Raw genomic sequence first — 20,137 nt, 5'->3', positions numbered from 1 at the left:
GCGACAATAGACAGCGATGAACCTCGTCAACCTTCAAGACGTCTCGCTGGCCTACGGGCCCCTCGTCCTCCTCGACTCCGTCTCCCTCGGAATCGAAGAAGGCGACCGCATCGGCGTGGTCGGCCGCAACGGCGGCGGCAAGTCCACGCTGGTGTCAGTGCTGTCCACCCGCACCCAACCCGACTCCGGCCGGGTCATCCACACCCGCGGCCTGCGCGTGGGCTTCCTCCACCAGAGCGACAGCTTCCCCGAGACCACCGTCGCCGAATTCGTCATCGGCGACCGCGCCGACCACGAATGGGCAGGCGACGCCCGCGTACGCGACGTGCTGCGCGGCCTCCTGCCCGGCTGGGACCTCGGTGCGGCCATGTCCGGCCTCTCCGGGGGCGAACGCCGTCGCGCCGGCCTGGCCCGGATGCTCATCGAGACCCACGACCTGATCATCCTCGACGAGCCCACCAACCACCTCGACATCGAAGGCATCGCCTGGCTCGCCGAGCACGTCAAGGCCCGCCGCGAAGCCCTCGTCGTCGTCACCCACGACCGGTGGTTCCTCGACGCCGTCTCCAACCGCACCTGGGAAGTCGTGGACGGACGCGTCGAACGCTACGAAGGCGGCTACGCCGCCTACGTGCTCGCCAAGGCCGAACGCCAGCGCCTCGCCCAGGCCACCGAGGAACGCCGCCAGAACCTCATGCGCAAGGAACTGGCCTGGCTGCGCCGCGGCCCGCCCGCCCGCACCTCCAAGCCCAAGTTCCGCATCGACGCCGCCAACGCGCTCATCGCCGACGTGCCCCCCGTCCGCGACACCGTCGAACTCGTGCGATTCGCCAGCTCCCGGCTCGGTAAGACCGTCATCGACGTCAAGGACGCCACCCTCAACGCCGGCGCCAACACCCTCCTGGAGCGCCTGACATGGCAGCTGGGCCCCGGGGAGCGCATCGGCCTCGTCGGGGTCAACGGCTCCGGGAAGACCACGCTCCTGCGCGCCCTGGCCGGCGAGCGCGAGCCCGATGCCGGGACCGTCCGGCGCGGCAAGACCGTCCGCCTGGGACACCTCTCCCAGAACCTCGCGGAGCTCTCGCCCACCGCCCGCCCGCTCGAAGCCGTCACCGAGATCCGCGAACACGTCACCATCGGCAAGAAGGACTACTCCGCCAGCCAGATGCTGGAGCGTTTCGGCTTCCGCGGTGATCGCCAGTGGACCCCCATCGGGGACCTCTCCGGCGGCGAGCGGCGCCGACTGCAGATGTTGCGACTGCTCATGGACGAGCCCAACGTCCTGCTCCTGGACGAGCCCACCAACGACCTCGACATCGAGACCCTCACCGAACTGGAGGACCTCCTCGACGGCTGGCCGGGGTCCCTGGTGGTGGTCAGTCACGACCGGTGGTTCCTGGAGCGCATCTGCGACCAGGTCTTCGCGCTCATGGGCGACCGCACCATGCGCCACCTCCCCAACGGAGTGGACGAGTACCTCGCCCGGCGCGAAGCGGCCGAAACGGGAGCCGTCCCCGCGGACCGCGGCGCCGCGTCCGCCGTCGAGGCGGAGCCGGACCGGCAACCGCAACTCTCGGCAGCCCAACGCCGCACCGCGCAGAAAGAACTCCAGCGCATCGAGCGGCGTATCGACCGCATCGGCACCCGCGAGAGTGAACTGCACGAACTGATGGCCGCCGCAGCCGAGAACTACACCCGGCTCGCCGAACTCGACGCCGAACTCAAGACCCTCGGCGCGGAGAAGGACGAACTGGAAGAGGCGTGGCTGCTCCAGGCCGAGACACTGGGGGAGTGACCGCTGCCGGAAGAGACGCGGCCCGCCCCGTTCACCCTCGCTGGGGGCGGGCGGGCTCGTCCAGCGGCGACAGCACCGACCGCAGCAGCGCTGCCAACTCGCCGCGCTGGACGGCGCTCATCGCACCCAGGATCGACTCCTCGTAACTGAGCAGGTCGGCCAGCGCCGCATCCACCAGTTCGCGTCCCTCGACGGTCAGGCGCACCAACACCCCCCGCTTGTCGGCGGGGTCGGGGAACCGGCCCACCAGCTTGGCCGCGGCCAGCCGATCGATCCGGTTGGTCATGGTGCCCGACGTGACCAGGGTGGCGCGCAGCAGCCGCCCCGGACTCAACTCGTAGGGGGCGCCCGAACGCCGCAACTCCGCCAGGACGTCGAACTCCCACGGCTCCAGGTCGTGCCGGGTGAACACCGTGCGGCGCGCGCGGTCCAGGTGCCGGGCAAGGCGCGACACCCGGCTCAACACCTGGAGCGGCTCCACATCGAGGTCCGGGCGCTCGGTGCGCCACGCCTCGACCAGACCGTCAACCTCATCGCGCATGAGCACAGCATATCTCTTGACATCGAGATAATTTGCGGGAACCGCCGAACCCGCGCACCGGTCACTCGCCCCGGCGCCGCCCGCCGCCCTCCAGGCGCGGCTTGGCATCCAGCTTCGACAGCCCGTTCCACGCCAGGTTCACCAGGTGCGCCGCCACCACCTCACGCTTGGGCCGGCGCACCTCCAGCCACCACTGGCCGGTCAACGCCACCATGCCCACCAGCGACTGCGCGTACAGCGGCGCCAACTTGGGGTCATAGCCACGCGCCTTGAACTCCGCGCCCAACTCGTGCTCGACCTGACTCGCGATGTCGCTGATCAGACTCGCGAAACTCCCCGTCCCCGAAGCGGCGTGGGAATCCCGCGCCAGGATCCGGAACCCCTGGCTGTGCTCCTCGACGTAGCGCAACAGCGCCAGCGCCGCGCCCTCCAGCTTGTCCTTGGCATGGTCGGCGACCAGCGCGTCGCCGACCATGCCGAGCAAGCACTGCATCTCGCGGTCCACGACGACCGCGTAGACGCCCTCCTTGCCCCCGAAGTGCTCATAGACCACCGGCTTGGACACACCGGCACGGGCCGCGATCTCCTCGACCGAGGTGCCGTCGAAGCCGCGCTCGGCGAACAGTTCCCTGCCGACGTCGAGAAGTTGCTCCCGGCGCTCCTTGCCGGTCATGCGCTTTCTGCGGGATCTGGGCTTCTGCTCACTCACGGCTTCCATGATGGCCGATCCGCCTAGGCGCTCACACGCTTTGCAGCAAGCCGCTCGGCGTTGGGCCAACGGACCTTGGTCGCCCAGCCCAACTTCTCGAACGCCCAGATGACCCGGGCGGAGATGTCGATCTGCCCCTTGAGGACGCCGTGGCGTGCGCAGGTGGGGTCGGCGTGGTGCAGGTTGTGCCAGGACTCCCCGAAGGACGGGATGGCCAGCCACCACACATTGCGGGAGCGGTCGCGGACCTCGAAGTTCTCCTCGCCGATGGTGTGGCAGATGGAGTTGATCGACCAGGTCACGTGGTGCAGGACGGCGACACGGACCAGGCTTCCCCAGAAGAACGCGGTGAGCGCGCCCCACCACGACATCGTCACCAGGCCGCCGATGAGTGCCGGCGCGGCCAGCGAGAACAGCACGATCAGCCCGAACCACTTGTCGAGGCGGACGAGGTCCTTGTCCTTCAACAGGTCGGGGGCGAAACGCTTGGGCGAGGTCTTCTGCTCGTCCAGGTACATCCACGCCATGTGCGCGTAGAACAGGCCCTTGGCCACCGAGCGCCAGTCGTCGCCGAAACGCCAGGGGGAGTGCGGGTCGCCCTCGTGGTCGGCGTACTTGTGGTGGCGGCGGTGGTCGGCCACCCACTTGATGACGCTGCCCTCGATGGCCATCGAGCCGGCGATCGCCATCGCGATGCGCAGCGGCCGGTTGGCCTTGAACGAGCCGTGCGTGAACAGCCGGTGGAAGCCCACCGTGATGCCCAGGCCGCCGATGATGTAGAAGACCGCGCCGATGATGATGTCGGTCCAGGTCAGTCCCCATCCCCAGGCGAAGGGGACGGCTGCTGCGACAGCAAGGAGAGGGATGAAGACGAACGCGAAGACGGTGTAGCGCTCCGCCTTTCCGCGCTTCTCCTCCAGGATCTCCGGCTCGGGGCCCTTCCTCGCTGTGTCGGGACTGATCTCGGGTGCTGCGGTCATGTGTCCACCTTGGTCGGGACGGCCGTGGAAATCGATGTGAGAACGCCCGCGTCCCCAGGTCGGACCGGTCGTGGTGACCGGCGGACAAGGATCGGGGTGCGTCAGGCGAGCTCGAAGGGCGTGGGAGGCGTACAGGGATGCCCTGCGCCACCCGGTTGCCCGGCGGTCGCCGTGTGACTCTTACCTACGTAACCGTAACCTACGGCGTCGTAGGTTTGGCAAGTCCGTCGCCCGACCACTTCGGGTGAGGAAACACACGCCCCTTCCGTCACGGACTTTCCGGCATGTCACTTCAAGGTGAGAAAAGACTTACTTCGGTTGATCGGGGCTGTGGACAACCCCGTTTTCGAGCCGGCGGCCCCCCTATCCCTGGTGCAGCCTGAAGCCATGAAAGAGAACACGAGTTCGAACCAGGACGCAGCCCTCCGCGCCCGCGCCATCGACCTGCGCGAGCGGGGCTGGAGCAACCCGCGCATCCGCGCCGAGCTCGGCCTGAGCGGTTGGAAGCTCACCCAGCTCCTCCAGGGCCACGTCGAGCCCAAGCACCGCAACCTCGCCAACCGGGCCAAGCCCGAACTCCGAGCCCGCGCCCTCGACCTGCGCCGGCAGGGCTGGAGCTACGACGCCATCGCCCGCGAGCTGACGGTGTCCAAGAGCAGCCTGTCCCTGTGGCTGAGGGATTTGCCCAAACCCGAAAAGCCCTATCCGGGGCCGGTCCCGGAAGGGCGGGCCATGACACAAAAGGAGTGGGAGGAGCATTGCGAAGATCCGGCGAGTACTCGCCGGCGACAAGTCCAGCAAGAATCGGTTCGCAAACGGAGCGATGACAGGGCTGCAGCAGCCGAGGTGGTGGGCGAGCTCGGCAAACGTGAGCTGTTGATCATCGGTGCTGCGATCTACTGGTGCGAGGGAACCAAAGCCAAACCGTGGAACCGCAACTACCGGGTGGTCTTCGTCAACAGCGACGCCGGTTTGATCAAGCTCTTTTTGCGGTTCCTCGCTGCTATGGGCGTTGAGAAGGACCGGTTGGGGTTCACGCTGAGCATCCATGAGTCAGCCGACATCGGTGCGGCGACCGAGTTCTGGGCAGGTGTCGTCGGAGGAGGGGCGGAACGTTTCAACAAGCCCTGGATCAAGCGGCACAACCCAAGCACGGTGCGCAAGAACGTGGGGGAGAGCTATCAGGGCTGTCTGGTTGTGCAGGTGTACCGCAGTACTGAGCTCTATCATCGGATTGAGGCTCTGGCCAAGCAAGTGATGGACGGTTCGGTGTCGGGATGATTGGAGAGGGGGACCTCGCCATCTGTCGAGACCTGCTTCGGCCCGGTCCATGTGACCGTAACGGGCGAAGACGTTATGGTGTTCCATGCAAGACGCGGTGCCACCCTGCAGTCTGGGAATAGAGGCAGGTGTGGAAGTTTGTGGTTTTCGCGGATAGTAGATCTTCTGCTTTCCCGGGTGGTGTAATCGGCAACACTTCTGATTTTGGTTCAGACATTTCAGGTTCGAGTCCTGGCCCGGGAGCATGGCAGCTGAACAGCTGAGACGCTTCTTTGTAGACAACTTCACACTGTGACAGCGCGGGGTCCGAGACCATAGGTCTCGGACCCTTATCGCTGTCTCAGGTCGGTAACGCATCAATCACGAACGCCACACCCGGGCGCGCCGTCCCGCCGCGCGGCCCACCTGTATGCTGCCCATGTCGGCCCAGGGGGGACGGGCTCAGCGTGCCCTGGCCAGGTGTTCTCAGGCCGTTTCGCCGACGCGGCCCATCGGCCGTGCGGGCCGTCCCCGCCGCCGGCCGAGCCATAGAAGTTCATTCGCCAGCGACATGAGGAGTCTCCGCCAGTGAGCGTGAGCCGTCCGGCAGCCGTCATCGTCCTCGCGGCGGGCGAGGGCACCCGCATGAAGTCCAGACTTCCCAAGGTCCTCCACGAGATCTGTGGCCGCAGCATGCTGGGACACGTCCTGGCCGCAGCCGCCGAACTCCGACCCCAGCGCACCACCGTGGTGGTCGGCCACGCCAGGGAGCAGGTGGCCCAGCACCTCAAGGACGTCGCGCCCGACGTCTCGACCGCGGTCCAGGACCAGCAGAACGGCACCGGCCATGCGGTCCGCATGGCCGTCGAGGCACTGCGCGAGCAAGGGGTGGAGCTGTCCGGCACGGTCGTCCTCGCCTACGGCGACACCCCGCTGCTGCGGGGGCGCACGCTCCTCGACCTCGTCGCCGCCCACGAGGCGGCGGGCAACGCCGTCACCGTGCTGTCGGCCAGGGTCCCCGACCCCACCGGGTACGGCAGGGTCGTGCGCGACTCCGGCGGTGCCTTCACCGAGATCGTCGAGCACGCCGACGCCACCGAGGTCCAGTTGGGCGTGGACGAGATCAACTCCGGGATGTACGCCTTCGACGGCGCGCTGCTCACCGAGGTCGTCAACCGGTTGTCCACGGACAACGCCAAGGGCGAGGAATACATCACCGACGCCGTGGCGATCCTGCGCGGCGACGGCCACCGGGTGGACGCGGCTGTCGCCGAGGACTGGGTCGAGATCCAGGGCGTCAACGACCGCGTCCAGTTGGCGGAGGCCCGGCGCCTGCTCAACGACCGTCTCCTGGAGCGCCTGATGCGCGACGGGGTCACCATCGTGGACCCGGCCTCCACCTGGGTGGACGCCCAGGTGAAGGTCGGCCGTGACGCGGTGGTAGAGCCCCAGACCCAGCTCCAGGGGCACACCGTGATCGGCGAAGGCGCCCGGGTCGGCCCGGCCACGCTCCTGCGCGACACCCGGGTCGGCGACGACGCCGTGGTCGGACACACGGTCGCCCACGAGGCCGAGATCGGCCCCGAGGCGTCCGTCGGCCCGTACGCCTACCTCCGTCCCGGCGCCAGGCTCGGGCGCGGGGTCAAGATCGGCACCTATGTCGAGGTGAAGAACTCCGTTGTCGGAGAGGCGTCCAAGGTCCCGCACCTGACCTACGTGGGCGACGCCGACATCGGCCGGGGCGTCAATATCGGCGCCTCCTCCGTCTTCGTCAACTACGACGGGGTCAACAAGAACCGCACGACGATCGGGGACCACGCGCGCACCGGGAGCGACAACATGTTCGTCGCGCCGGTTGACGTGGGGGCGGGCGCCTACACGGGCGCCGGCACCGTGGTCCGCGAGGACGTTCCGCCCGGTGCGCTGGCCGTCTCCGCCGGTCAGCAGCGCATCATCGAGGGGTGGGTGCAGCGAAAGCGTCCTGGGACGCCGTCCGCGCAGGCCGCGGAGCAGGCGGGTCGGGGCCTTCCGGGGAGTGACGATTGAGCGCGTGTCGGGGGCGGTCCGAACCGGCTCCTTTGAGCCGGCGAAGAAAGTAGGCAGCAGACTGTGGGGGAAATACACGTGACCGGCATGAAGGCCGCGGGCCAGAAGAAGATGATGCTCTTCTCGGGGCGCACCCACCCCGAGCTCGCGGAGCGGGTGGCCGCGGAACTGGGCATCGAGGTGGTCCCGACCAGGTTCCAGGACTTCGCCAACGGGGAGATCTTCGTCCGCTATCTGGAGTCGGTCCGGGGCAGCGACGCGTTCATCATCCAGTGCCACTCGGAGCCGATCAACAAGTCGATCATGGAGCAGTTGATCATGGTGGACGCGCTGAAGAGGGCTTCGGCCAAGCGCATCACCGTGGTGACGCCTTTCCTCGGCTACGCCCGCCAGGACAAGAAGCACCGGGGCCGCGAGCCGATCTCGGCCCGGCTGGTCACCGACCTGTTCCGTACGGCCGGGGCCAACCGCCTGATGGCGGTGGACCTGCACACGGATCAGATCCAGGGGTTCTTCGACGGTCCGGTTGACCACCTCTTCGCGCTTCCCATTCTCGCCGACTACGTGGCGTCGCAGGTGGACGCCTCGGAGGCGACCGTCGTGTCGCCCGACGCGGGCCGGGTGCGTACCGCGGACCGTTGGGCCGACCGGTTGGGTTCGCCGCTGGCGATCATCCACAAGCGCCGTGACCCCGATGTGGCCAACGAGGTGAAGGTCCACGAGGTGGTGGGTGAGGTCAAGGGCCGCACCTGTGTGCTGGTGGACGACATGATCGACACCGCGGGGACCATCGTGAAGGCCGCGGACGCCCTGTTCGAGCAGGGGGCGGCCAAGGTCATCGTGGCGGCCACCCACGGAGTGCTGTCGGGTCCGGCGGTGGAGCGGTTGCAGAACTCGCGGATCTCCGAGGTGGTCATCACCAACTCGTTGCCGTTGGCCAAGGACCGTCAGTTCGAGAAGCTCACCCAGTTGTCGATCGCGCCGCTGCTGGCCCGGGCGATCAACGAGGTGTTCAGCGACGGCTCGGTCACGAGTCTGTTCGAGTAGACCGCGGGGCGGCTGGGCGGGGTTCGCCCCGTTCAGCCGCAGCGCGTGCACGAGCCGCCGGTGAGAGCCGTTAGACTGCTATGAGCTTCCCCGCGTCTGTGGGGTAATCCCTGCGCTCGCGCGGGCCGCTTGACAGTGGCGCGGCGAGATCGTGTTTCCCCGCGTAGGTGGGGCTTTCCCGCTGGTATGGAGGCGGGGCTGTTTCGTAGAAGCCGTGTTTCCCCGTCGCCGCGGGGGAAGATCCACACCAAGGAGTTCCGTCGTGTCCGAGGTACGTATCGCTGCCGAGCCGCGCACCGAGTTCGGTAAGGGCGCCGCGCGCCGTGCCCGTCGCGCGGGCCAGGTGCCGGCCGTCCTCTACGGCCACGGCACCGACCCCAGGCACATCACCCTGCCTGGCCACGACCTGATGCTCGCGCTGAAGACCCCGAACGTGCTGTTGCGTCTGGACGGTGTCGAGGGCAGTGACAACCTCGTCCTCCCCAAGGCCGTGCAGCGCGACGCCATCAAGGGCTTCCTTGAGCACGTTGACCTGCTGGTCGTGAAGAAGGGCGAGAAGGTCGCCGTGGAGATCCCGGTGACCCTCACCGGCGACGTCGCCCACGACGGCGTGCTCAACCAGGAGCTGGTCCAGGTCGAGGTGCTGGCCGAGGCCACCCACATTCCCCAGGGCGTCGAGTTCGACGTCACGGGCCTTGAGGTCGGCGCCCAGGTGTCGGCTTCCGACCTGAAGCTCCCCAAGGGCGTCGAGCTCTCCGGTGACCCCGAGGCGCTCGTCGCGACCGTCTCCGCCGAGCGGGTCGAGGAAGAGCCCGAGACCACCGGTGACGAGGAAGCAGCCGTTGAGGCCGCTCCCGCCGCTGAGGCTGAGGACGAGGAGCAGGCCGCCGGTTAGTACCGGTTCACCGAGTCTTCGGATACACACTGATGCGCGGTCTCCTCAAGCGAATGCTGGGGGGCCGCGCGTCGCTGTTTTCCGCGTCGGATCGTGCACGAGTCGTGGAGAGTCCCGTGAGTTCGGAGCGCTGGCTGGTGGTGGGGTTGGGTAACCCCGGTCCCAAGTACGCCGGGAACCGGCACAACATCGGTTTCATGGTGGTTGACGCGCTGGCCGCCCGTGCCGGTGAGCGGTGGAAGGCGCACAAGGCGCACGCGGAGGCCGTCGAGACCCGGATCGCCGGTGTCCCGGTGGTGCTGGCGAAGCCGCGGTCGTTCATGAACCTTTCGGGAGGGCCGGTCGCGGGGCTGTGCTCGTTCTACAAGGTTCCGGTCGAGCGGGTGATCGTGGTCCACGATGAACTCGACATTCCGTTCAGTGCGTTGAAGCTCAAGCGCGGGGGAGGGGCGGGCGGGCACAACGGTCTGCGCTCGGTCTCGGCTTCGTTGGCCGATCCGGGGTACATCCGGGTGCGGGTGGGCATCGGTCGCCCTCCGGGGCGGATGGACGCGGCGTCGTTCGTGTTGCGGGACTTCTCCGGTCCGGAGCGTTCGGACCTTGAGGTCGATGTGGAGCGGGCGGCTGACGCGGTGGAGACGGTTCTGGAGTCGGGTCTGGAGAAGGCCCAGTTGATCTACCACACGGCAGGCTGATCCCGCCGGTCTGGCGGGGGAACGGCCAGCGGCTGTGCGGTCGCCGTTTCGGGGTGCCGTGAGTCAACCCGTCGGTCCTCCGGCAGGCGGACCTTCTTGTTAATGAGTGTCCGAGTTCCTTTTCTCGGATGGACCTTTTCTGCTCACCTTCCGTCACGTCGCGCGACTTATTGACTACATTTAGCTACTGTTCAGTGGTCGGTTCGAGTTCCGCGCCCCCTGGCCCCTTTCCTCTTGGGTTCGTCGCCCCCTTGCGCGAGCCTGCCCGAAAACGGATCAGTGCGGCCGGCGGTGTCGAAGGTAGGAATGCATGGCCGTCGTCAGTGACGTGAAACCTGTTGCCACGTGGCAGGCACCCGTTGCGGTGTCGGGGGCGGGGTGGCCGAAATCGTATGTGCGGGGATTGTTCGCGATCGACGCGTCGTGCGCGATCGCGTCGGGGTTGGTGGCTGTCGAGGCCCGGTTCTGGGGAAGTGTGTGGGCGCAACAGGTGGCGCCCTATGCGGTGATGTCGGTGCTGTTGCCTTTCGTGTGGGCGGCGGCAGTCGTGCTGGCCGGCGGGTACGAGCGTCGTTTCATCGGGATCGGCACCGAGGAGTTTCGCCGGGTGCTGAGTGCGGGGGTGATGCTCACGGCTGCTGTGGCGATCGTTTCCTATGCCACGAACACCGACCTGGCCCGCGGTTATGTCCTGGTGGTCCTGCCGTTGGTCACGGTGATGAGCCTGGCTTCGCGTTATGCCTGGCGCAAGAGGCTGCACCGGCAGCGCCGAAACGGGGCGTGCATGCGCCGGGTGGTGGTGGTCGGACATCAGGAGGCGGCGCGCGAACTGGTGATGCAGTTTCGTCGGGAGCCCTATCACGGGATGAGTGTGGTGGGCGTGTGCCTGCCCACTGGACAGTGCGAGCCCGGGGTGTCGGAGGTCGCGGGCTGTCCGGTCTACGGTGACTTCGGATCGGTACCGCCGGCCGTGGCGGTCACCGGGGCCGACACGGTGGCGGTTCTGACCTGCCCGGAGATCGACGGGGTGGAGTTGCGCCGGATGGCCTGGAGGTTGGAGAAGACGGGCACCGATCTCACGGTGGCGCCCGCTCTCATGGACGTCGCGGGGCCGCGCACCACGATCCGCCCGGTCGCTGGGCTGCCGCTGCTGCATGTGGAGCACCCGGAGTTGGCGGGCGGGCGCCGTCTGGTCAAGGGGCTCTACGACCGGGTGGCCGCGGCCGTGGCGCTGGTGCTGCTGGCTCCGTTGTTCGGAGTGCTGGTGCTGTTGATCCGCAGAGGGGGAGCCGGGCCCGCGTTGTTTCGACAGACCAGGGTCGGCAAGGACGGGGCCGAGTTCACCCTTTACAAGTTTCGTACCATGGTCGTCAACGCGGATTCCCTCAAAGCCTTGCTGCGTCAACGAAACGAGCACGACGGGGTGCTCTTCAAGATGCGCAGGGACCCGCGTGTCACGCCGGTCGGGGCATGGCTGCGCAGATATTCATTGGATGAGCTGCCTCAGTTGGTCAATGTGCTCAGGGGCAACATGTCGTTGGTGGGGCCCCGGCCGCCGCTGCCGGAGGAGGTGGCCAAGTACGGTTACGACGTCCGGCGCAGGTTGGTCGTGAAGCCGGGGATGACAGGATTGTGGCAGGTGAGCGGCCGTTCCGATCTTTCGTGGGAGGAATCGGTGCGTCTGGATCTGCGGTACGTGGAAAACTGGTCGTTGACGTTGGACGTCCAGATTCTGTGGAAAACGTGTTCAGCGGTTATCCGTGGGGCGGGAGCATACTGAGTCTGGTGAGCACCATCAGAAATGATCATGAGGTCGCGCGCGATCTCGCCATCGAGGCGGGACAACAGTTGCTGCGCTTGCGCGCGCGTGGTGGGTTCGACGAGCCCGAGGTGCTGCGCACGCTCGGGGACCGCCTTTCGCACGAGTTCCTCTTCTCCGCGTTGGGGCGGCTGCGTCCCAGTGACGCCGTGCTTTCCGAGGAGGGGGCGGACGATCCGGCGCGGTTGACCGCGCGGCGGGTCTGGATCATCGATCCGCTCGACGGCACCCGCGAGTTCTCGGAGCCGGGCCGGGTGGACTGGGCCGTGCACGTGGCGCTGTGGGAGAACGGGGAGTTGGCCGCGGGGGCTGTGTCACTGCCCGCGCAGGGGAGCACCCTGTCCACGGTGGATCCGCCGTGGCTGCCGGAGGAGCGGCCGTCCGAGCAACGGTTGCGCATCACGACGAGTCGTACCCGGCCGCCGGAGTTCGTGCAGCGCCTGGCGACCCGGATGGGTGCGGAACTGGTTCCGATGGGGTCGGCGGGGGCGAAGATCTGCGCGGTGCTGCTCGGGATCGCCGACATCTACATCCACGCGGGCGGGCAGTACGAGTGGGACAGCGCCGCTCCGGTGGCGGTTGCCAAGGCCGCCGGCCTGCACGCATCCCGGATCGACGGCGCTAACCTGACCTACAACGACGCGGATCCCTACCTACCCGATATCCTTGTATGCCGACCGGAATTGTCGAGTATGTTGTTGGCCAGTGTCCGCAATGCCGCGGACCTGGACAGCGCGGGTCCACACGCGGGTGGTTGAGGCTTTCTCGGCCCTCGCGAGCGAAGTGAGCATGAGGCGGATTCATGAGTCAGGCCAGTCAGCCGGCCCTCGGGCGGTACCAGCTCTCACAGCTTGATTTCCTCGAGGCGGAGGCCATCTTCGTCATGCGCGAGGTCGCCGCCGAGTTCGAGCGGCCGGTGCTGCTCTTCTCGGGCGGCAAGGACTCCATCGTGATGATGCGCCTGGCGGAGAAGGCGTTCTGGCCGGCTCCCATCCCGTTCCCGGTGATGCACGTTGACACCGGTCACAACTTCGACGAGGTCATCGAATACCGCGACCGCCGTGTCGCCGAGACCGGTGTGCGGCTGGTGGTCGCCTCGGTCCAGGAGCAGATCGACGCGGGCAAGGTCACCGAGCCCACTGGGCGCTGGGCCAGCCGCAACCGGCTGCAGACCGCCGCGCTGCTGGAGGCGATCGAGGACAACGGCTTCGACGCCGCGTTCGGCGGTGCGCGCCGTGACGAGGAGAAAGCACGCGCCAAGGAGCGGGTCTTCTCCTTCCGGGACGAGTTCGGCCAGTGGGATCCCAAGAACCAGCGCCCCGAGCTGTGGAGCACCTTCAACACCCGCGTCAACCGGGGCGAGAACATCCGGGTGTTCCCGCTGTCCAACTGGACCGAGCTGGACGTGTGGGGCTACATCGCCCGCGAGGGCCTCGAACTGCCCTCCATCTATTTCGCGCACCGGCGCCGGGTGTTCGAGCGCGACGGCATCCTGCTGGCCGACACCCCGGTCATCACGCGTGACGACGACGAGGAGGTCTTCGAGACCTCCGTGCGCTACCGCACGGTCGGCGACATGACCTGTACCGGTGCGGTGCGTTCCACGGCGACCGGGCTCGACGAGGTCATCGCCGAGATCGCCGCCACGCGGATCACCGAGCGAGGCCAGACCCGAGCTGACGACCGCGCCAGCGAGGCCGCGATGGAGGACCGCAAGCGCGAGGGCTACTTCTAGCCCGGGCCGAGCGTCCATCACCCCCAACCACCCGCGCACACGCACTTGGACTGGCTGCACATGAGTACTGACATCCTGCGGTTCGCCACGGCCGGCTCGGTCAACGACGGCAAGAGCACCCTGATCGGCCGGCTCCTCTTCGACTCCAAGTCGATCTTCGAGGACCAGTACGACGCCGTGGAGCGCACCAGCCGCACCCGCGGCGAGGAGACCGCCAACCTCGCGCTGCTCACCGACGGCCTGCGCGCCGAGCGCGAGCAGGGCATCACCATCGATGTCGCCTACCGTTACTTCGCGACTCCGCGGCGCACTTTCATCATCGCCGACACGCCCGGCCACATCCAGTACACCCGCAACATGGTGACGGGTGCCTCCACCTCCGATCTGGCGATCATCCTGGTGGACGCACGCAAGGGGCTGCAGGAGCAGAGTCGGCGCCACGCCTTCCTGGCGACCCTGCTCCAGGTGCCGCACCTGGTGCTCGCGGTCAACAAGATGGACCTGGTGGACTACTCCCAGGAGCGCTTCGAGGAGATCAAGCGGGAGTTCTCGGCGTTCGCCACCAAGCTCGACATCACCGACCTCACCTTCATCCCGCTGTCGGCCCTGCACGGCGACAACGTGGTGGAACGCTCGCTCAACATGACGTGGTACGACGGTCCGTCGCTGCTGCACCATCTGGAGAACGTGCACATCGCCTCGGACCGCAACCTGATCGACGTGCGCTTCCCGGTGCAGTACGTGATTCGGCCCAACCGGGCGGACGACCCCGGCTTGCACGACTATCGCGGTTACGCGGGCCAGGTAGCGGGGGGTGTGCTCAAGCCCGGTGACGAGGTCACCCACCTCCCTTCGGGGCTCAACACCCGGATCAAGAGCATCCGCACCGCCGACGGGGAGATCGCCGAGGCGTTCGCGCCGATGTCGGTGACCCTGCTGCTCGACGACGACATCGACATTTCCCGCGGTGACATGATCTGCCGCCCCAACAACAGGCCCAACGTCACCCAGGACGTGGACGCGATGGTCTGCTGGATGTCGGAGAACCGTACGCTCACCCCGCGTACGAAGCTCATCATCAAGCACACCACGAGAACCGCCAAGGTCGTGGTGCGCGACCTGCTCTACCGGCTCGACGTCAACACGCTCCACCGAGACGAGGGGGCGGAGGGCCTCGGTCTCAACGAGATCGGTCGGGTCAATCTGCGGGTCACCCAGCCGCTGTTCGCCGACGAGTACAAGCGCAACCGGCTGACCGGCGGATTCATCCTCATCGACGAGGGGACCAATGCGACGGTCGGGGCCGGGATGATCGTCCGCGCCGAGTAGGCGTGTAATTGTCACTCACGGTAGTAGTGTCACTGCCTGTGAGTGATTATGAGCTGGTATTCGTCGGGGGCATCGGGCGGTCGGGGTTGACGCTGATCGAACGGCTCCTCGGCGAACTGCCCGGGGTCTGCTCGGTCGGTGAGGTCGTGCACATGTGGCGGCGCAGTCTCGTTGACGACGAATGGTGCGGCTGCGGGGAGCCGTTCAGCGGTTGCTCGTTCTGGCGTGCCGTGGGAGCGGAGGCGTTCGGCGGTTGGGGCCGGGTTGACGCGCACGAGGTCCTGGCGCTGAAGGACGCGGTTGACCGCACCAGGTTCGTTCCCGGGCTGCTCAGGGCCGAGCCGGGCGGGCACCCCGACCTCGTCCACCGCTATACCGCGCTCTACGACCGCCTCTACGCTGCGATTGCACAGGTCAGTGGTTGCAGGGTGGTCGTCAACTCCAGCAAGCACGCCTCGCTGGCCGCCTGCCTGCGATTGCGCTACCACCGGCGGATGCGGATGCTGCACGTGGTGCGCGATCCGCGTGCGGTTGCTCACTCCTGGTCCAGGCGGGTGCCCCGGCCGGAGGCCACGGCGACCAGTCCCGAACAGGAGATGGCCCGCTACCCTCCGGTGCGTACCGCGGTGCAATGGATGACGCAGAACGGGGTGTTGGCGGCACTGGCCCGACGCGGAGTGCCCACCCAACGGGTCCGTTACGAGGACTTCGCCGCCGCGCCCGAGGCGGAGTTCGCCTCGATCGCCTCGTTCATCGGGTATCGCGGTGTTCTGCCCGTGGACGCGCAGGGGAATGCGACGCTCTCTGCGGGGCATACCGTTTCTGGGAATCCAATGCGTTTCACCACAGGTTCGGTCTCTGTGCGCGCGGACTCCTCATGGAGGAGTAGTCTCGCTTTTCGGCACCGTTTCACGGTGTCCGCGCTGACCGCGCCCGCGCGATGGCGGTACGGGTACTAGTCGCACATGCGACCGGTCTGCGCCCCACAATCATCCTGATGCGATTCCCGCGGTCCGCCGGCGTGCCCGGACGATCGCCGCGGGCGCTTTTTTCGTTGGAGTGAGCGCGATGAGCATGCCGAGCGATCACCGCATGGTGTTCACCGGTGGGTTGCACGGAAGCGGCGTGACGCTGCTGGCCGAGCACCTTGCGCGGCATCCGGAGGTCAGCCTGCTGGCCGGTGCCGACGCCCCCGGGTGCGAGGGGCAGCACATGCAGTCGGTCTATCCTCGTGATGCCGCCTACGGGGGGCCTGGGCTGTTCGCCTTCGATCCGCGTGCGCATCTCACCGAGGAGCGTCCGTTGTGCCGGGTCTCCACCGCTCAGCGGCTCTTCGAGCAGTGGGCCCCGGAGTGGGACCTCACCCGCGACGTGCTGGTGGAGAAGTCCGCGCCCAACCTGATCATGATGCGCTACCTGCTGCACCTGTACCCGCAGGCCCGGTTCGTGATGGTGGTCCGCCACCCCGTTGCGGTCGCGCTGGCCACCCAGGCGCGCCATCGTGACCTGCCGATCCAGTCCCTGGTCGCCCACTGGCTGCACGCGCACGAGCTGGCCGCCATGGACGCGCTCCTCGTCGAGCGTCTGCACATCGTGCGCTACGAGGAGCTGGTGACCGAACCGGAGCGGGTTCTCGCCGGGGTGGGTGACTTCCTCGAGCTGACCGGGCCGGTTCCGGCGGGTGGGATGGACGCTCACCACTGCGACCGCTACCAGCGGCAGTGGCGTTCCTACCGCAGCCTGGTTCACCCGGGACGCAGGGCCAGCTGCAACCGGATGGAGCAGCGGTTCGCAGAGCGGGTGGAGCGTTTCGGGTACCGGTTGGGCGACTTCACGGCGTTGAACCCGGAGTCCACGCGACTCGCCGCGCAGGGCGCACTCTCGGTTACTTAGCGTTAATTTTCGAGCGCATATGGTAACTATGAGTCTATGCGCGGAATATCGAACTCCGCGATTACGGAGAACTTGTACGGGTCTGCGGGCCTTTGCGGACCGCCCGTCGAAAGGTGCCGGAGCGAGCGGTTGGGCGCTGCCATGGTGGTGGCGACCCTGCTGCTCACCGGGTGCGCCACTGCGGATATCCAACCCGCGAGCGTGTACGAGGTTCCTCCGGAGTCGCCGACAGCCGAGCCAGGAACAACCGTCAGCGCCGGGGCGTCCGCAGATGCGCTCTCGCCCGAGCCACCGGCCCCCAGTGCGTCGATGAGTCCGCTGCTGGAGCCCGGTCCGTCGCCCTCGGGTGTCACCGCCTCGACCGACCCGGTCTGCGACGTCACGGAGATCCTGGAGCCGTCCTGCGGGGTGTGGTGGGGGGTCAGTCCCTATCGCAACAACGTCGCCGGGTTGGAGCGCGCTGCGGGGCGTCCCATGGACATCGTCTACACCTGGCACGGCATCGACCAACGCAACTTTCCCACGGCGAAGGAGCGCGCGTTCGCAAACGAGGGGCGTTACCTGCACGTCAACGTGGAGGCCCGTCGCTTCGACCAGAACGGGCATCCGCCCCTGCGCTACCGCCAGATCACCCGCGGGCAGTTCGACGGTCCGCTGCGGGCGCAGGCCCGCCAGATCGCCGATCTGGGGCTGCCGGTGTTCGTCACCTTCGACCACGAGGCCGACGCCAACAAGCGCTACAACACCCGTGGCACGCCCGACCAGTTCGTCCAGGCGTGGCAGCACGTCGTGGACGTCTACCGCGACTACGGGGCCGACAACGCGATCTTCGTGTGGAACGTGACCGGCTATCCCGGAAACTTCGCCCGGCTGCCCGGCCTGTGGCCCGGCAACGACTACGTGGACTGGATCAGTTGGGAGGCGTACAACATGACCGGCTGTCCCCACCAGCCGAGGTGGAAGCACGTGCAGTCCTTCGAAGAGGCGATGGCGCCGATGTACGAGTGGATCCAGGAACAGGGCCCCCGCCACGGCATCGACCCCGACAAGCCGGTGATGATCGGAGAGGCCGGAACCGTGCCGATCCCCGGCAACCCTCGGGCAACGCAGGAGTGGTACGCCGAGATCCCTGATGTGCTGCGCAAATACGAGCGGGTGCGGGCGGTCAAGTTCTGGGACAACACCCTGGGGCCGACCTGCGACTTCCGGTTGCTCAACAACCGTTATGCACGGGCCGGATTCGTCCAGGCGGGCCAGGACGAGTACGTGAACCTTCCCGAACAGGCGAGGGAAGCCGTCAATTCCGCGCTGTCGATGCTGGACCAGTTCGAGCTGCGCTACTAGTGCGGTGTGTGCCCGCATCGGGCGGGGCCCGGTGGCTGATCGGCCGACCACCGGGCGCTCTGGGCTCAGACGCCCTTGCCGCGCTTGTGCAGCATCCGCAGCACCGTCGTGGCCGGAACACCGCAGGCCACGGCCAGGGCCAGGTATCCACGTGCCTCCGCGGGGCGAGCGCGAAGCGTGTCGAGTGACCACGACAGCGCCGCGTCGCGCTGTCCGGCCGCGGCCTCTGCGAAGGCGATCTGGCCGCAGACGCGCGCGTATCCGCGCGGGTCCAACCGGAACTCGGGGTATTCGGCGAGCAGCCAGCGCAGCGCGGTGGAGATCATCTCCCAGCGTCCGGTGAAGTGCGATCTGGGGTGCCAGAGCACCCGTACTCCCGCTTCGGGGATGTTGCGCACAGGGGCGCGCCGGGCCAGGCGCAGCAGAAGTTCGTAGTCCTCGCCGTAACTGCCGGGGATGTCTTCGCTGACCAGGCCGCATCCGTGCACCATGGCGTCGCGTCGGATCAAAAACGTCGAGGGGTGCAGTTCGGTCAGCCGGGAGCGCAACAGGTCGGCGAAGGTGATGCTGGTGCGCCTGAGGATGCGTTCGGACTCGTGGTCGCCGTAGGCGACCCTGATTCCCGAGCAGACGATCTCGGTGTCCGGTTCGGCGCGCAGAACCTCGACCTGGGTGCGCAGTTTGTGCGGGAGCCAGGTGTCGTCGTCGTCGCAGAACGCCACGAGGTCGGTCTCGGCGGCCAGGACACCGGTGTTGCGCGCTCCGGCCAGCCCTTGGCGCATCGTGTTGGACAGCACCAGGATCGGGCGATCGCCGGAGCCGCCGGCCAGCGAGTGGTCGGGGGCCACGTGGTCGTAGACGACCAGGGTGATGATGGTTCCCTGGTAGTCCTGTGCGGCGATCGCCCGCAGGGTTGCGCGCAGCAACTCGGGACGGTCCTTGGTGGGCACCACCACGGTCACGTCCGGCCATTTCGCCCATGCCTGGCCGGAACGGGGAAGCGGGCGTGGTTCCGAGGGCCAGCGTACGGCGCTGAGCAGGTCGATCAGTTCTCCTGCCCGCCGGGCGGCTGCGCCGGAGCGGTCCTCCGCATCGTCTTCCAGGCGGAAATCGCCGGGCTGGGCCAATGCCTTGTCCAGGGTGGTGCACAGTTGCTGTGAGCTGCCGCAGGAGCGCACCAGGCCGGCGTCGTCCAAGCGGGACACGAAGCGCAGCTGGTGGTCGTTGACGTGCTCGCCGAGTTCGGGGTCGCGGGCCACGGCCAGTGGCAACCGACCCTGACGGCGGGCCTCGGTGATGGTGGCCGGTCCGCCATGGGTGACCACGACGGTTGCCCGGGCCATCAGTTCGTCGAGGCGTTGCCGGTCCACGAAGTCCACGCCCTCGGCGTGCACCGGCGCCCGGGAAGCCCCGTGCTGCACCAGCACCTGGATGCCGGGACGTCGTTCGGCGTAGTCGTTGACCCAGTCCAGGAGGCGGGTGAAGGGGTGGTGGTCGGTGCCGATGGTGACGAGGACGAGGGGACGCGCGTCGGCCTCGACGGCGGGCAGTTCGCTCATAGCAGTGGCCCTACGGTGATCGCGGTCGGCATGAATTCACGCTGCTCGTCCCACTGGGCGAGGAAGAGGCGGGTGAAGGGGCGGCACAGCCGCGCAGTCAGGGTGGGGGTGTCCATCCGGTCGTAGACCTCGATGTAGACGGTCGGCACGCGCAGCAGCCGGGCCAGGACGAAGAACGGCACGGCCACGCCCGCACCGGTGGAGACCACGACGCGGGGACGGTGCCGGGCGAATACGCGTAGCGCCAGGAAGGTGTTGCGGACCAGGTTGACGACGTTGCGCGTGGTGGGGTGGTAGGCCCAGTGGACGGTCTCGCCCGCCAGTGCGGAAACGGCATCGGGGGTTTTGAAAGTGATCCAGACGCGCTCGTGGGTGGTCCACCATGGCCGCAGCGGCCACAGCTGGGCCAGGTGGCCTCCACTGGAGGCGACGAGCAGGACAGGGGCTGAAGACATAGCCCAATAGTCTCATAACTGAGAGTGATTTAATC

At 67.6% G+C, this 20,137-nt stretch carries 18 protein-coding genes and 1 tRNA gene; 14 read left to right on the top strand and 5 right to left on the bottom strand.

What is annotated here, in order from left to right:
• Window positions 1–16 precede the first annotated feature (16 nt).
• Entirely contained in the window at window positions 17–1,795 is a 1,779-nt protein-coding gene (locus AC0VYP_RS20675; protein ID WP_285757741.1) for an ABC-F family ATP-binding cassette domain-containing protein, read from the top strand.
• Window positions 1,796–1,826: 31 nt separating this feature from the next.
• Here AC0VYP_RS20675 and AC0VYP_RS20670 read toward each other — a convergent pair whose 3' ends face one another.
• From AC0VYP_RS20670 to AC0VYP_RS20660, 3 genes are all read right to left on the bottom strand, one after another.
• Entirely contained in the window at window positions 1,827–2,336 is a 510-nt protein-coding gene (locus AC0VYP_RS20670) for a MarR family winged helix-turn-helix transcriptional regulator (RefSeq protein WP_285757740.1), read from the bottom strand.
• 61 nt (window positions 2,337–2,397) lie between these two features.
• A complete protein-coding gene (locus AC0VYP_RS20665; RefSeq protein WP_285757739.1) occupies window positions 2,398–3,054 on the bottom strand; it encodes a TetR/AcrR family transcriptional regulator in 657 nt (218 codons plus the stop codon).
• A gap of 14 nt (window positions 3,055–3,068) precedes the next feature.
• Window positions 3,069–4,025 carry an acyl-CoA desaturase gene (locus tag AC0VYP_RS20660; protein ID WP_285757737.1) on the bottom strand — a complete coding sequence of 319 codons (957 nt, stop codon included), beginning with the start codon at window positions 4,023–4,025 and terminating at the stop codon, window positions 3,069–3,071.
• 330 nt (window positions 4,026–4,355) lie between these two features.
• Between AC0VYP_RS20660 and AC0VYP_RS20655 the strand changes: the two genes are divergently transcribed.
• The 13 genes from AC0VYP_RS20655 (at window position 4,356) to AC0VYP_RS20595 (ending at window position 18,088) form a co-directional block, all read left to right on the top strand.
• Window positions 4,356–5,306: a helix-turn-helix domain-containing protein gene (locus AC0VYP_RS20655; protein ID WP_475471328.1), complete on the top strand. Its 951-nt coding sequence runs from the start codon at window positions 4,356–4,358 to the stop codon at window positions 5,304–5,306.
• Between the two features lie 171 nt (window positions 5,307–5,477).
• A tRNA-Gln gene (locus AC0VYP_RS20650) sits at window positions 5,478–5,549 on the top strand.
• Window positions 5,550–5,873: 324 nt separating this feature from the next.
• Window positions 5,874–7,331, top strand: a complete 1,458-nt coding sequence (gene glmU / locus AC0VYP_RS20645; RefSeq protein ID WP_475471327.1) for a bifunctional UDP-N-acetylglucosamine diphosphorylase/glucosamine-1-phosphate N-acetyltransferase GlmU — start codon at window positions 5,874–5,876, stop codon at window positions 7,329–7,331.
• 78 nt (window positions 7,332–7,409) lie between these two features.
• Entirely contained in the window at window positions 7,410–8,378 is a 969-nt protein-coding gene (locus AC0VYP_RS20640; RefSeq protein ID WP_285757732.1) for a ribose-phosphate diphosphokinase, read from the top strand.
• Between the two features lie 262 nt (window positions 8,379–8,640).
• On the top strand, window positions 8,641–9,273 hold the full coding sequence (locus AC0VYP_RS20635; protein ID WP_285757731.1) for a 50S ribosomal protein L25/general stress protein Ctc: 633 nt from the start codon (window positions 8,641–8,643) through the stop codon (window positions 9,271–9,273).
• Between the two features lie 32 nt (window positions 9,274–9,305).
• The gene (pth, locus tag AC0VYP_RS20630; RefSeq protein WP_432707423.1) at window positions 9,306–9,968 is read left to right on the top strand and encodes an aminoacyl-tRNA hydrolase; all 663 of its coding nucleotides are present in this window, start codon (window positions 9,306–9,308) and stop codon (window positions 9,966–9,968) included.
• A 310-nt stretch (window positions 9,969–10,278) separates the two neighbouring features.
• A complete protein-coding gene (locus AC0VYP_RS20625; RefSeq protein WP_475471325.1) occupies window positions 10,279–11,748 on the top strand; it encodes a sugar transferase in 1,470 nt (489 codons plus the stop codon).
• Between the two features lie 5 nt (window positions 11,749–11,753).
• Window positions 11,754–12,545 (top strand): 3'(2'),5'-bisphosphate nucleotidase CysQ, encoded by a 792-nt coding sequence (locus AC0VYP_RS20620; RefSeq protein ID WP_285757727.1) that lies wholly within the window; start codon window positions 11,754–11,756, stop codon window positions 12,543–12,545.
• Between the two features lie 44 nt (window positions 12,546–12,589).
• Window positions 12,590–13,522 carry a sulfate adenylyltransferase subunit CysD gene (gene cysD, locus AC0VYP_RS20615; protein ID WP_285757726.1) on the top strand — a complete coding sequence of 311 codons (933 nt, stop codon included), beginning with the start codon at window positions 12,590–12,592 and terminating at the stop codon, window positions 13,520–13,522.
• A gap of 60 nt (window positions 13,523–13,582) precedes the next feature.
• Window positions 13,583–14,851, top strand: coding sequence for a sulfate adenylyltransferase subunit 1 (locus AC0VYP_RS20610; protein WP_475471323.1), 1,269 nt, complete (start codon window positions 13,583–13,585; stop codon window positions 14,849–14,851).
• Window positions 14,852–14,889: 38 nt separating this feature from the next.
• Window positions 14,890–15,810 carry a sulfotransferase gene (locus AC0VYP_RS20605; RefSeq protein ID WP_475471322.1) on the top strand — a complete coding sequence of 307 codons (921 nt, stop codon included), beginning with the start codon at window positions 14,890–14,892 and terminating at the stop codon, window positions 15,808–15,810.
• Window positions 15,811–15,919: 109 nt separating this feature from the next.
• Window positions 15,920–16,744: a sulfotransferase family protein gene (locus AC0VYP_RS20600; protein WP_285757723.1), complete on the top strand. Its 825-nt coding sequence runs from the start codon at window positions 15,920–15,922 to the stop codon at window positions 16,742–16,744.
• Window positions 16,745–16,873: 129 nt separating this feature from the next.
• The gene (locus AC0VYP_RS20595; RefSeq protein ID WP_285757722.1) at window positions 16,874–18,088 is read left to right on the top strand and encodes a glycoside hydrolase family 26 protein; all 1,215 of its coding nucleotides are present in this window, start codon (window positions 16,874–16,876) and stop codon (window positions 18,086–18,088) included.
• Window positions 18,089–18,153: 65 nt separating this feature from the next.
• Here the strand turns inward: AC0VYP_RS20595 and AC0VYP_RS20590 are convergent, their stop codons facing one another.
• Together AC0VYP_RS20590 and pssD are read right to left on the bottom strand one after the other, a co-directional pair.
• Window positions 18,154–19,647, bottom strand: coding sequence for a glycosyltransferase (locus tag AC0VYP_RS20590; protein ID WP_475471320.1), 1,494 nt, complete (start codon window positions 19,645–19,647; stop codon window positions 18,154–18,156).
• Window positions 19,644–20,102 carry a PssD/Cps14F family polysaccharide biosynthesis glycosyltransferase gene (gene pssD, locus AC0VYP_RS20585; protein ID WP_285757720.1) on the bottom strand — a complete coding sequence of 153 codons (459 nt, stop codon included), beginning with the start codon at window positions 20,100–20,102 and terminating at the stop codon, window positions 19,644–19,646. Before pssD ends, AC0VYP_RS20590 begins: the two co-directional genes overlap by 4 nt.
• Window positions 20,103–20,137: the final 35 nt, after the last annotated feature.

Source organism: Nocardiopsis sp. iso_186 (genome assembly GCF_056173365.1).
This window is presented reverse-complemented; position numbering and strand designations above follow the sequence as displayed.

Bases quoted from the DNA above. Each gene is read 5' to 3' on its own strand.
- AC0VYP_RS20675 (WP_285757741.1), top strand. From the start codon at position 17: ATGAACCTCGTCAACCTTCAAGACGTCTCGCTGGCCTACGGGCCCCTC.
- AC0VYP_RS20670 (WP_285757740.1), bottom strand. From the start codon at position 2,336: ATGCGCGATGAGGTTGACGGTCTGGTCGAGGCGTGGCGCACCGAGCGC.
- AC0VYP_RS20665 (WP_285757739.1), bottom strand. From the start codon at position 3,054: ATGGAAGCCGTGAGTGAGCAGAAGCCCAGATCCCGCAGAAAGCGCATG.
- AC0VYP_RS20660 (WP_285757737.1), bottom strand. From the start codon at position 4,025: ATGACCGCAGCACCCGAGATCAGTCCCGACACAGCGAGGAAGGGCCCC.
- pth (WP_432707423.1), top strand. From the start codon at position 9,306: ATGCGCGGTCTCCTCAAGCGAATGCTGGGGGGCCGCGCGTCGCTGTTT.
- AC0VYP_RS20625 (WP_475471325.1), top strand. From the start codon at position 10,279: ATGGCCGTCGTCAGTGACGTGAAACCTGTTGCCACGTGGCAGGCACCC.
- cysD (WP_285757726.1), top strand. From the start codon at position 12,590: ATGAGTCAGGCCAGTCAGCCGGCCCTCGGGCGGTACCAGCTCTCACAG.
- AC0VYP_RS20610 (WP_475471323.1), top strand. From the start codon at position 13,583: ATGAGTACTGACATCCTGCGGTTCGCCACGGCCGGCTCGGTCAACGAC.
- AC0VYP_RS20600 (WP_285757723.1), top strand. From the start codon at position 15,920: ATGAGCATGCCGAGCGATCACCGCATGGTGTTCACCGGTGGGTTGCAC.
- AC0VYP_RS20590 (WP_475471320.1), bottom strand. From the start codon at position 19,647: ATGAGCGAACTGCCCGCCGTCGAGGCCGACGCGCGTCCCCTCGTCCTC.
- pssD (WP_285757720.1), bottom strand. From the start codon at position 20,102: ATGTCTTCAGCCCCTGTCCTGCTCGTCGCCTCCAGTGGAGGCCACCTG.